This is a genomic window from Geminicoccus sp. (genome assembly GCF_035556675.1).
Taxonomy (GTDB): Bacteria; Pseudomonadota; Alphaproteobacteria; order Geminicoccales; family Geminicoccaceae; genus Geminicoccus.
Window position 1 is genome coordinate 1 of sequence record NZ_DATMFZ010000333.1, and the last position, 12059, is coordinate 12059.

At 69.8% G+C, this 12059-nt stretch carries 10 protein-coding genes and 1 tRNA gene; 7 read left to right on the forward strand and 4 right to left on the reverse strand.

The genetic code is table 11. The annotated features are described in order from the left end of the window. Positions 1-137: 137 nt before the first annotated feature. The 4 genes from moaB to VNS22_RS23495 all read right to left on the reverse strand — a co-directional run bounded on the left by moaB (position 138) and on the right by VNS22_RS23495 (position 3969). A complete protein-coding gene (moaB, locus tag VNS22_RS23480; RefSeq protein WP_325736817.1) occupies positions 138-671 on the reverse strand; it encodes a molybdenum cofactor biosynthesis protein B in 534 nt (177 codons plus the stop codon). A gap of 7 nt (positions 672-678) precedes the next feature. After that, a complete protein-coding gene (locus VNS22_RS23485; RefSeq protein ID WP_325736834.1) occupies positions 679-2490 on the reverse strand; it encodes a lytic transglycosylase domain-containing protein in 1812 nt (603 codons plus the stop codon). 154 nt (positions 2491-2644) lie between these two features. Beyond that, positions 2645-3502: a uracil-DNA glycosylase gene (locus VNS22_RS23490; RefSeq protein WP_325736819.1), complete on the reverse strand. Its 858-nt coding sequence runs from the start codon at positions 3500-3502 to the stop codon at positions 2645-2647. A 263-nt stretch (positions 3503-3765) separates the two neighbouring features. Further along, a complete protein-coding gene (locus VNS22_RS23495; protein WP_191062472.1) occupies positions 3766-3969 on the reverse strand; it encodes a hypothetical protein in 204 nt (67 codons plus the stop codon). A gap of 273 nt (positions 3970-4242) precedes the next feature. On the opposite strand from VNS22_RS23495, the gene VNS22_RS23500 reads away from it, so the two are divergent. The 7 genes from VNS22_RS23500 to VNS22_RS23530 form a co-directional block, all read left to right on the forward strand. Then, positions 4243-6018 (forward strand): tetratricopeptide repeat protein, encoded by a 1776-nt coding sequence (locus VNS22_RS23500; RefSeq protein WP_325736822.1) that lies wholly within the window; start codon positions 4243-4245, stop codon positions 6016-6018. Continuing rightward, entirely contained in the window at positions 6002-6937 is a 936-nt protein-coding gene (locus tag VNS22_RS23505; protein ID WP_325736824.1) for a 4-(cytidine 5'-diphospho)-2-C-methyl-D-erythritol kinase, read from the forward strand. The genes VNS22_RS23500 and VNS22_RS23505 overlap by 17 nt, the downstream gene beginning before the upstream one ends. A gap of 67 nt (positions 6938-7004) precedes the next feature. Beyond that, positions 7005-7076: transfer RNA gene (locus VNS22_RS23510), tRNA-Gln, on the forward strand. Between the two features lie 127 nt (positions 7077-7203). After that, positions 7204-7611 carry an Hsp20/alpha crystallin family protein gene (locus tag VNS22_RS23515; protein ID WP_325736826.1) on the forward strand — a complete coding sequence of 136 codons (408 nt, stop codon included), beginning with the start codon at positions 7204-7206 and terminating at the stop codon, positions 7609-7611. A gap of 15 nt (positions 7612-7626) precedes the next feature. After that, positions 7627-10047 (forward strand): endopeptidase La, encoded by a 2421-nt coding sequence (lon, locus tag VNS22_RS23520; RefSeq protein WP_325736828.1) that lies wholly within the window; start codon positions 7627-7629, stop codon positions 10045-10047. 144 nt (positions 10048-10191) lie between these two features. Continuing rightward, a complete protein-coding gene (gene gmd, locus VNS22_RS23525) occupies positions 10192-11265 on the forward strand; it encodes a GDP-mannose 4,6-dehydratase (protein WP_325736830.1) in 1074 nt (357 codons plus the stop codon). After that, positions 11258-12059: GDP-L-fucose synthase (locus VNS22_RS23530; protein WP_325736832.1), on the forward strand; the 802-nt coding region annotated here is incomplete at its 3' end. The genes gmd and VNS22_RS23530, both read left to right, overlap by 8 nt.

Genomic DNA, 12059 nt, shown 5'->3' on the forward strand with positions numbered 1-12059 from the left:
AGGCCGTCAGCCTCGTCGGCTGCCACCTCGAGGGCGTTGCATCATGCGAAGCCAAATCACAGGCAGATACCGGCGGCGGGCGACGCCTCGCGTCGTTCCGAAAGCACTGCCCGTAGGTGAGTGGCGAAACCGGCCGGTCAGCGCTCGCGCAGGCGTGGGAGCAGCTCGGCGAAGTTGCAGGGGCGGTGCCGGATGTCGAGCTGCCAGCGCAGGATCTCGTCCCAACCGTCGCGGCAGGCACCGGGCGAGCCGGGCAGGCAGAACAGGTAGGTGCCGTTCGCCACCCCGGCGCAGGCGCGGCTCTGCAGGGCCGAGGTGCCGATCTTGCCGTAGGAGATCATCCGGAACATCTCGCCGAAGCCGGGAATGTCCTTCTCGACTACCTCCGCCAGCGCCTCGGGCGTGACGTCCCGGCCGGTCACTCCGGTGCCGCCGGTGGAGATGACCACCTCGACGCCCGGATCCGTGATCCATGCCCGGAACTGGGCCGCGATCTCCTGGGCATCGTCCCGCACCAGCGTGCGCGCCGCGAGCTCATGGCCGGCGGCGCGCACCCGTTCTTCCAGCGTGTCGCCGGATCGATCGCTCGTCCGGTCACGGCTGTCCGACACGGTGAGCAGTGCTACGCGCAGCGCCTGGAAGGAAACCGTCTCGTCGATCCGTCCGGACATGTTGGCCTCAGCTCTTGGCAGCGGTACGGCGGGCTTTCCCGGGGGGGCGGTAGGTCGGCCAGCTGCCCAAGCGCAGCTCGTCGAGCGAGGTGGCCGCCTGAGAGAAGCGCTCCTGGTAGGCCCAGTAGGCGGACAGCACCTTCTTCACATAGTTCCTGGTCTCGATCAGCGGAATGCTCTCCAGGAAGTAGAGGGGATCGTCGGCCTGCGGATCGCGCGCCAGCCACTGGGTCACCCGGCCGGGTCCGGCATTGTAGGCGGCAGCCAGCAGGATCAGGTTCGGCCCGATCTCCTTCTGCTCCATCAGGTACTCGAGATAGCCCTGGCCGAGCTTCAGGTTCACCAGCGGGTCATGCAGGTCGCCATCGTTCAGCCGGATGCCTTTGCGCTCGGCGACCGTGGCCGCAGTGGCCGGCATGAGCTGCATCAGGCCGAGGGCGCCTACGGAACTGGTGGCCAGCTGGTCGAAGCCGCTTTCCGCGCGGATCACCGCCAGCACCAGGGCCCGGTCCAGGGTGAAATGGCTGTTCTGGAGCTTGGGCACCGGATAATCGCCGCTGCCGGGCGGCTCGACCTCCGGACTCGCTGCCGCCACGGCCGCCGCCGGCGGCAGGTCCATCGCCTCCGTGAGCTTCCAGATCGCCTCGGCGAGCAGTGGGTCGTCCTGGCGCAGGGCCAGGCCGCGGATCTCCAATTCAGCCAGTTCTGGCCGCCCGATCTGCGCCAGGGCCAACGCCCGCCGGCCGCCGACATATTTGAGCAGGGTCAGTGTCGCGCGGTCGCCCAGCCCGTCCTCCGCGACGGCCCCGGGCAGGGGCCCGCCCAATACCGCCCGGGCCAGCCGGCCATAGAAATTATCCCCGGTCGCGGCGGCCAGGCGCATGAAGCGCGGCACGAATTGTGGCCGGTCGGCGGCCAGGCTGGCGCGGGCCGCCCAAAAGGCGCCCATCGCCGCCTCCGCCGGCACCGAACCCCGCCGGTTGGCGAATTCCGTGAAGAAGCGCTGGGCTCCAGCATAGTCCCGCACCCGCCAGGCGGACAGCCCCGCCGTCCAGGCCATCGCCGGTACGACCGCGGCCGAGCGGAACGCCGCAGGGCCGATCAGCGCATAAGCCTGCTTCGCCTCGCCGTTTGCCAGGAGCGCCCGGCCGATCTGCCAGCGCGCGATGTCGAGCTCCGCCGCATCCAGGAGTGGCAGCACGTCCGCCCGGCTCAGCTCTGATCGAGCCTGGTCCAGCTTGCCGTTGCGGATCAGCTCAGGGATCTGCCGCCGCCACTTCGCGACCTTGCGCGCCACCGATTTCGGCCGTTCCAGACCGCTCACATAGCTGGCGCCGTCCTCGACCAGCTGAGGCTGGGCGGGAGACACGGCGGGGGCGGTGAACGGCTTCGGCAGGACCGCACCGGCCGGGCGACGCTTGGCAGCGAGCGCGTGGATCCGCTCTGCGCGCGGATGGTCGCCGTACCGCTCGAGCCACTGGGCCAGTTCCTGAAAGCTGGCCTTGTAGCCCCGGTGATCGAGATAGCGCTCCGCCAGGAGGTGGCCCAGCAGCATCCGGTTGTCGACCAGCCGGATCAGCCGGTCGACCATGTCATAGCGCTCCTCCGCCTGCAGGGCGAACAGGCGCCGGTACATGTCGGCATCGCTGGCGGACAGCGGACGCGGCAGCACGGTCCTGTCCGGCATTTCCCGAAGGAAGCCCGGGCTCAGCCGGGCCAGCTGGACATCACCCTGCTGCGCGGCCGCCGCCGGCGCATCCGGTGTCGCGGCATCACCGGCCGCCGCCGGTGCGGCGAGCGGGATGCCTGCCAGGAGCATCCCCGCCAAGAGATTCGCCCCGAAGAGCCTTGATGAGAGCCACGATCGCACCGACCAGGCGCGACCGGGTGGTCGTTCGAGCACCATGGATTTCCCCCCTGTCGTGCCAGCCGATCCCGTTGGCCGGACGTGCTGGTCCACCCGTTGCGGTAAGCTAGTGCGGCCTCCCCCCCGGGCCTGCGCCCGAGTCTGCTTCCAGACGCTGGCAGAGCTGCAGAAGGTCCCGCCAGACCAGCTTCTTCTGGGCCGGATTGCGCAGGAGGTAGGCGGGATGAAAGGTCACGAGGGTCTCGATCGGCTGCGGCGACCAGTCGGGGTGCCAGCTGCGCAGCGTGCCGCGCAGCCGCGTGACGCCGGCCTCCAGCCCAAGCAGGGTGCGCGCGGCGGTACCGCCCACGAACAGCACGATCCGCGGCTGCACCAGTTCCAGCGCCCGCTCCAGGAATGGCTGGCAGACCGCCACCTCCTGCGGCGAGGGGGTGCGGTTGCCGGGCGGCCGCCAGAACAGGCAGTTGGTGATCCAGAAGCGCGAGCGGTCCAGGCCGATCGTCGCCAGCATCCGGTCCAGGAGGCGGCCGGACGGGCCGACGAACGGCTTGCCCTGCCGATCCTCCTCCGCGCCGGGCGCTTCGCCGATCAGCACGAGCGGGCTCGCAGGATTGCCGTCGGCAAAGCACAGCCGGGTGGCGGTGCGCCGCAACGCACACCCTTCGAACCCGGCAAGCGCGGCTTCCAGGGCGACGAGGTCGGGGCAGGCCAACGCAAGCCGGCGGGCAGTGGCGACGTCACCCGTCTCGGAGCGGCGGACCGGCGGTGCGATCGCCTGCGCGGGCATTCCCGGCAGCAAGGCGGCCAGGGGACGCGCGTCGGCAGGCTCGGCGGCTTCCGGCAGGGTCGGCACGGATGAGGGGAGGGCGAGGGCAGGGTCGGCCGGTTCACCGACCAGGTCCACAGCACCTGCGGCCTGCTGCCAGGCAAGCCAGGCGCGAAGCTGGCGCAGCCCGTGATCCACCGCCTTTTTCTTCCCCCAGCCCGACCTGCAGACTCATCCGCAGCGACCGAAACCGTCCGGAGCCGCACTGGCAGCCCGCTTCCCGCTCCACCTCCGGCTGGCCTGTCGCCACGCGTGAACCGGCCTGCGCCAAGATCGTTCGTCGACGGCACGAGCCGCCAACCGTATCTCTCCGTTGCCCCGTCGCCTGGGCCGAGGCCCCGTGCCGCGGGCAGGCCTACATCCAGGCAGTCCGCGGCGCGGCCGGGATCCCCGGCAGAGGATCAGATGTCGCGATAGGGGATCGGGCGGCCTTCGCGATCGGCCACCAACTTGCCGCTCTCATCCTGCGCCGCTATGTAGCGACCATGGCCCACCGCGGTGCCCACATAGAGCGCCGGCTTGATCTTCTTGCCGTCGATCATCTTGGCGGGCTGGGCGGCGCCACGCGCCGTGGGGTCGTTCTTGCTCTTCGAGGTCTTAAGCATGCGTTCGGATCCGATAGCGCGACGTCGGTACGACAATAGCCTGCCCAGGACCGGCAGGTCGGCTGCGGGTCTCTTGACCGGATCGCCCGGCCACGTCAAGCGTCGGGGTCCGACGCCCATGCCGTGACGCCACGACACGTCCCCTGTCCGGCGGGATCGGCTTGGCACGGCGCTGGGACGGTGCCAACCCGTTCCCCCCTCCATCCTCACCTCCACCACCGTCCAGCAGACAGCGCGGAGAAGCGGTTGAACGGCCTTCCGGGTGCTCCTGTCATGGAGCCGCATCTCCCTGCACCAACCCCGGACCGGCCGGCCAAACGCAGGCGCCGGTCCCGCCTGCCGGCTCTGCTGGGCGTGCTCGTTCCGCTGACCGCAGCCTGCGCTCCGGCCCTGCAGGCCAGCAATGGCGCGCTGGACGACCTGTCATCGGCACCCGCCCTGATGACGACCGCCCACTCGGTCGAGAGCAGCGCCATCGGCGACTATCTGGTAGGCCAGTATGCCATGGACGCCGGCGACGTGGTGCAGGCATCCGATGCGCTGGAGCGTGCACTCGCGGCTGACCCCGACGACCTGGACCTGCGCCGGCAGGTCTTCCTCCTCGACGTGGCCCGTGGGGACCTTGCCGGGGCCAAGGACCAGGCTCGCCTCCTGACCGAGATCGATCCCGGCGCTGACGAAGCCCACCTCGTCCTGTTCATCGACGCGCTGCAGGCTGGCCGGATCGCCGATGCCCGCCGCATCCTCGACGCCCTGCCCGAGCGCAGCATCGGGGGGCTGATCGCCCCAGTGCTGCAGGCCTGGCTCGCGGTTGCCGAGGGTGATCCGCAGCTTGCGCTGGCCCAGTTGCCGGAAGTGGAGCCGGATGATCCCCTGTTCGCGGTGCTGACCTACCACCGCGCCGCGATCCAGGCCCTGGCGGGGCAGACGGCGGCAGCCCGGGCGACTCTCCAGCCGCAGGCACAGGAGGGTCAGCAGATCCCTGTGCGCATGGCGCTGCTGACCGCGAGGCTGATCTTCGAGTTGGACGGTCCGGCGACCGCGCGCCACTATCTCCAGGGTGCTGCCGCCCTGCACGAGGAGCCCGCTGTGCTCGGACGGGCCGTCGAGCATGTCTCGGCCGGCCAACCACCCATGGCCGTGCTGACCACCGCCGGCGAGGGAGCGGCCGATCTCCTGCTCGCGATTGTCGAGGCCCTGCGCCAGCAGGGGGCCGAGGGCCGCGCCATCGTCTATGCCCGCCTGGCGACCTGGGCGGCGCCTGGGGATGGCGAGGCGGTGCTGACCCTGGGGAGCCTGATGATAGCCCAGGGCAGTCCACAGCTGGCGATAGAGACGCTGGCGCAGCTGCCTGAGGGTTCGCCCTGGGAGTGGGAGGCGAAGCTCGCCACCGTCGATGCCACGCTGGCGGCCGGCCGGCAGGACGAAGCCGAGGAACTGCTCGAGCGCATGGCCGAAGAACGGCCAGAACGTATCGATGCCCTGGTCAAGCTCGGCGACCTCGCGCGCAGTGGCGAGCGCTATGCGGAGGCGGAGCGCGCCTACGACCGGGCGATCGCCCGGGTGGCGGCCCCGTCCGCCCCCGACTGGCGCCTGTTCTACGCCCGGGGCGTGGCGCGCGAGCGGCTGGGCCGTTGGCCGGAAGCCGTGGACGACTTCCAGCAGGCGCTGCAGCTGGCACCGGACCAGCCGCTGGTCCTGAACTATCTGGGCTATTCCTGGGTCGACCGTGGCGAGAATCTGAGGCAGGCGCTCGGCATGCTGCAGAAGGCGGTGGAGCTGCGCCCCCGCGACGGCTTCATCATCGACAGCCTGGGCTGGGCCTACTTCAAGATCGGCCGGCTGAATGAGGCGGTGAGCTGGCTGGACCGGGCCGTGGAGGCGGAGCCGGGCGACCCGGTGATCAACGAGCATCTGGGGGACGCCTACTGGCGGACCGGCCGGCTCCGCGAGGCGCGCTTCCAGTGGCAGCGTGCCCTGACCCTTTCGCCGGACGCGGAGCTGGCCCGGCTGTTGCGGGACAAGCTGGCCAATGGTCTGGAATCGTAGTCGACCGGCGGCCGGCAGCACGGCGCCGCCGCCAGGGACCGGTCCGGCCCGCAGCGAGCTGGCGCCGGCCAAGATCAATCTCGACCTGCTGGTCACCGGGCGTCGCCTGGACGGCTATCATGAGCTGGACAGCCTCGTGGTGTTCGCGCCGATCGGTGACCGGCTGGAGTTCGAGCCGGCGGATGGGGGCGGGCTGAGCCTGGAGGTGAGCGGGCCCTTCACCGCCGCCGTACCGCGGGATGAGAGCAATCTCGTCCTCCGGGCCGCGGAGCTGCTGGCCAGGCGCACCGGGATCGCACTGTCCGGAAGGATCCGGCTCGAGAAGCGGTTGCCGGTGGGCGGCGGTCTTGGCGGTGGCAGTGCCGATGCCGCCGCCGCCCTGCGTCTGCTCGACCGGGTATGCGGCATGGGCCTGGGCAATGCCCGGCTGCGCGAGCTGGGTGCCGAGCTGGGTGCGGACGTGCCGGTCTGCGTCTATGCCCGGCCGGCGCGGATGCGCGGGCTGGGCGAGCGGCTGGACCCGGTCCGCGGCCTGCCGGCCCTGGCGCTGCTGCTGGTCAATCCCGGCGTGCACGTTGCGACCCCGCAGGTGTTCCGCGGGCTCCGTGAGCTGGGCCTGGAGCGCGACGGCGGGCTGCAGCCCCACGGCGGCCCGCTGGTGCTGGCACAGTATCTGGCAGAGAGTCGCAACGACCTGGAGGCACCGGCCGTGGCGCTGGCCCCGGTGATCGGCAAGGTGCTGCAGAGCCTGCACGTCCTGGAGGGCTGCCTACTGGCGCGGATGTCGGGCAGCGGCTCGTCCTGCTTCGGCCTGTTCGCCGACCAGAACCGCGTGGAGCGTGCCGCCGCCATCCTGCGCGCGGCGGTGCCCGGCTGGTGGATCGAGCCGGTCCTGATCGAGCCGGGGCCCGATTCATGAGCGACCGGGCAGGGCTGCTGCTAGCGGTTGAGCCTGCCTGAGGTTCGGCGTATCTCCGGTGCATCGATGGGGCGTCGCCAAGCGGTAAGGCAGCGGATTTTGGTTCCGCCATGCGGAGGTTCGAATCCTCCCGCCCCAACTCGCCCCGGTCCGGATCCTCCTAGACCCAGGTTTCCCGGCCGCTGACCGGCTGGCCCCTGGATCGCCCAAGCCGGAAGCCCCACATAGATCGCGTGGTTTTCGCGGCTGTACGCCGAGGTCGATGCATGAAGAATCCGGATCCCCGCGCCTGGATGTGGTCCAACGCGGTCGAGATGCTGCTCCGCGCCGAGCGAATGCACCAGCAGAACTTCCAGCCGGTCCCCGGCCGGTCCCGTGCGCCGGCATGGGAGCCGCCGGTCGATATGCTGGAGACCGACCATGAACTGCTGGTGCTGGCTGCCCTGCCCGGCGTCGATCCCGAGCGGATCCAGGTCGTGATCGACAACGGCGTGCTGGTGATCGCCGGCGAGCGCGTATTGCCGCAGGAACTCCGCTTCGCCCGGATCCACCGGCTGGAGCTGCCCCAGGGGCGGTTCGAACGACAGCTGCCCCTGCCGCCCGGACGCTACGAAGTGATGCATCCGGCCGTGGTGAACGGCTGCCTCACCGTCGTCCTGCGCAAGCTCGCCTGACCGGGAAACGTCGTCATGATCCCCCATTCCCCGTACCTGTCCGCGGCCGATGCCGGTGCCGGCGGTGCCGCCAGCCAGCTGCCGGAGCTGGCGCCGGACGAACTCCTGATCCTGCCGGTGCGCGGCTTCGTGCTGTTCCCGGGCGTGGTGATGCCCGTCGTGATCAACCGGCCGGGCTCGGTCGCGGCCGCACAGGCAGCTGTCCGCCAGGGCCGCCCGGTGGGCATCCTGATGCAGCGCGATGCCGAAGCGCCGGAGGCCAATCCCGGCAACCTGCACCGGATGGGCGTGGTCGCGAACATCCTGCGCTACGTGACCGCACCCGACGGATCGCACCACCTGATCTGCCAGGGCGAGCAGCGCTTCCATGTCGAAAGCTTTGTCCGCGAGCAGCCGGTCCTGGTCGCCAGGGCCCGGCGGCTGGAGGAGCCTGACGAGCAGTCGCAGGACATCCAGGCGCGCTTTCTCCACCTGAAGGGGCAGGCGACCGAGGCGCTGCAGCTCATGCCGCAGAGCCCGCCGGAGCTGCTGGCCACTATCAGCAACGCGGCCTCGGCCACGGCGCTGACCGACATGGTGGCCGCCTATATCGATGCCTCCCCGGACGAGAAGCAGGACTTCCTGGAAACGCTCGACCTGCGCGCCCGGATGGACAAGGTCGCCCGGCTGCTGGCCCAGCGGATCGAGGTGCTGCGCCTGTCCCAGGAGATCGGCAAGGCGACCAAGGCGTCCCTGGACGAGCGGCAGCGCGAGGTCCTGCTGCGCGAGCAGATGGCGGCGATCCAGCGCCAGCTGGGCGAGGGCGACAGCGCCAAGTCCCAGGAGATCGCAGAGCTCGGCGAGGCGATCGGCAAGGCGGGCATGCCGGACGAGGTGGAGCAGGCGGCGCGCAAGGAGCTGCGCCGGCTGGAGCGCATGCCGGACGCATCCGCCGAGTACGGCATGATCCGGACCTATCTGGACTGGCTGATCGATCTGCCCTGGCAGCTTGGCGACGAGGCGCCGATTGACATCGCCGAGGCCAGGCGGATCCTGGACGCCGACCATTTCGGCCTGGAGAAGATCAAGCAGCGGATCGTCGAGTATCTGGCGGTGCGCAAGCTGGCACCCGAGGGCAAGGCGCCGATCCTGTGCTTCGTCGGGCCGCCGGGCGTGGGCAAGACCTCGCTCGGCCAGTCCATCGCCCGCGCCATGGGCCGCAAGTTCGTCCGCGTCTCGCTGGGCGGCGTTCATGACGAGGCTGAGATCCGCGGGCACCGGCGCACCTATGTGGGCGCCTTGCCGGGCAACATCATCCAGGGCATCCGCAAGGCCAAGGCGCGCGACTGCGTGATGATGCTGGACGAGATCGACAAGATGGGCTCCGGCATCCAAGGCGATCCGTCGGCAGCGATGTTGGAGGTGCTGGACCCGGAGCAGAACGGGACCTTCCGCGACAACTATCTGGGCGTGCCGTTCGATCTGTCGCGGGTGGTGTTCATCGCGACCGCGAACATGCTGGACACGATCCCGGGTCCCTTGCGGGACCGGATGGAGATCATCAGCCTAGCCGGCTACACCGATGCCGAGAAGCTGGAGATCGCCAAGCGCTACCTGGTGGCGCGTCAGCTCGACGCAAACGGGCTGAAGCCCGATCAGGTCAGCATCGACGACGTGGCGATTGCCGAGATCATCCGGGCCTATACCCGCGAGGCAGGGGTGCGCGGGCTGGAGCGGGAGATCGGCCGGGTCATGCGGCATGTCGCGGTGGCGGTGGCCGAGGGTCGCACGGAGCCCACGCGGATCGGCGAGGGCGACCTGGCCGAGGTACTGGGGCCGCCGCGCTTCGAGGACGAGGTGGCGATGCGCACGGCGGTGCCGGGCGTGGCCACGGGCCTGGCCTGGACGCCGGTGGGCGGCGACATCCTGTTCATCGAGGCGACCCGCACACCGGGCAGCGGCCGGCTGATCCTGACCGGACAGCTGGGGGAGGTGATGCGCGAGAGCGCCCAGGCGGCACTCAGCCTGGTCAAGAGCCGGGCGGGCGAACTGGGGGTGGAGCAGGCGGCGTTCGAGAAGAGCGACATCCACGTCCATGTCCCGGCCGGGGCCACGCCCAAGGACGGGCCGAGCGCCGGGGTAGCCATGTTCATTGCCCTGGCCTCGGTGCTGACCGGGCGCACGGTGCGCAGCGACACGGCGATGACCGGCGAGATCAGCCTGCGCGGCCTGGTCCTGCCGGTAGGCGGGATCAAGGAGAAGGTGGTGGCGGCGGCGAGAGCCGGGATCACGCGGGTGATGCTGCCGGCGCGCAACCGGCGCGACTTCGACGACATTCCCAAGGATGCGCGTGACCGGCTGGAGTTCGTCTGGCTGGAGCGGGTCGACCAGGCGGTGGTCGAGGCGCTGGCATCGGCACCGGTCACGCGGGAAGAGCCGGCCGAGACGGAAGCCTAGCCGCGACCGTTGGGGCAGCCGGTCTCCCTTTGGAGGACTTGTGGCTGCAAAAGTGGCAGGATAAGCGCCGCGCCGGAAAGCCGGCGCAATGCGGCGCCGCGCCGTATCGTTTCTCCTTGGACTGCAGGACGGAAGCTGGACGCCATGACGACCCATGCGGGCAAGGTCGCCCTCATCACCGGTGCCACCGGGCAGGACGGCGCCTATCTGGCCCAGCTGCTGCTCGACAAGGGCTATATCGTCCACGGCATCAAGCGCCGCTCGTCCTCGTTCAATACCGGCCGGATCGAGCATCTCTACGAGGACCCGCACGTCCCCCATCCGCGCTTCATCCTGCACTATGGCGACATGACGGATTCGACCAACCTGATCCGCGTGGTGCAGGAGACCCAGCCGGACGAGATCTACAATCTGGCCGCCCAGTCGCACGTCCAGGTCAGCTTCGAGACGCCGGAGTACACCGCGAACGCCGACGGGATCGGTACGCTGCGCCTGCTGGAGGCGATCCGCCTGCTGGGGCTCACGCAGAAGACCCGGTTCTACCAGGCGTCGACCTCGGAGCTGTACGGCAAGGTCCAGGAGGTCCCGCAGAGCGAGACGACCCCGTTCTATCCGCGCAGCCCCTATGCGGCGGCCAAGCTCTACGCCTACTGGATCGTGGTGAACTACCGCGAGGCTTATGGGATGCACGCGTCGAACGGCATCCTGTTCAACCATGAGAGCCCCTTGCGCGGCGAGACCTTCGTCACCCGCAAGATCACGCGTGCGGTGGCCGCCATCCATCTCGGCCGGCAGAGCAAGCTCTATCTCGGCAACCTGGACGCCAAGCGCGACTGGGGCCATGCCCGAGAATATGTGCGCGGCATGTGGCTGATGCTGCAGCAGGACGAGCCGGACGACTACGTGCTGGCGACCGGCCAGACCAACACGGTGCGCTCGTTCGTGGAGAAGGCCTTCGCCCATGTCGGCGTCACCCTCGACTGGCAGGGCGAGGGGGTGGACGAGAAGGGGATCTGCCGCAAGACCGGCAAGGTCCTGGTCCAGGTCGATCCGCGCTATTTCCGTCCGACCGAGGTCGATCTGCTGATCGGCAACCCGGAGAAGGCCCGGCGCAAGCTCGGCTGGAAGCACGAGACCGACATGGACGCGCTGCTGGCCGAGATGGTCGAGGAGGACCTGAAGGTGATGGCGACCGCGCCGGTGATGCGGGATGCCTGAGGCCCTCTTTCCCCTTAAGGGCAGGCGGGTCTGGGTGGCCGGCCATCGCGGCATGGTCGGCTCGGCGATCGTGCGGCGCTTGGCAGCCGAGGACTGCGAGGTCCTGACCGTAGGCCGAGACCAGGTGGATCTCAAGGACCAGGCGCAGACGCGCGCCTGGATCCTGGACACGAGGCCCGACGCGATCTTCCTGGCGGCGGCCAAGGTCGGCGGGATCCTGGCGAACGACACCTTCCCGGCCGACTATCTCTACGATAACCTCATGATCGAGGCGAACATCATCGAGGCGGCGCACCGGGCGGAGGTGCAGAAGCTCCTGTTCCTCGGCTCGTCCTGCATCTACCCGAAGTTCGCACCCCAGCCGATCGCCGAGGACAGCCTGCTGACCGGGCCGCTCGAGCCCACCAACGAGTGGTACGCGATCGCCAAGATCGCCGGGATCAAGCTGGCCCAGGCCTATCGCCGGCAGCACGGCTGCGACTTCATCTCGGCCATGCCGACCAACCTGTACGGGCCGGGGGACAATTTCGACCTCCAGTCCAGCCATGTCCTGCCGGCCTTCATCCGCAAGGCGCACGAGGCGAAGCTCGCCGGTTCCCCGGAGATCGTGATGTGGGGGACCGGCACGCCCAGGCGCGAGTTCCTCCATGCCGACGACTGCGCCGACGCGCTGGTCCATCTGATGCAGGTCTATTCTGGCCATGAGCACGTCAATGTCGGCTCGGGCGAGGACGTGACCATTCGGGAGTTGCTGGAGCTGGTCTGCCGGGTGGTGGGCTACCAGGGGCGGATCG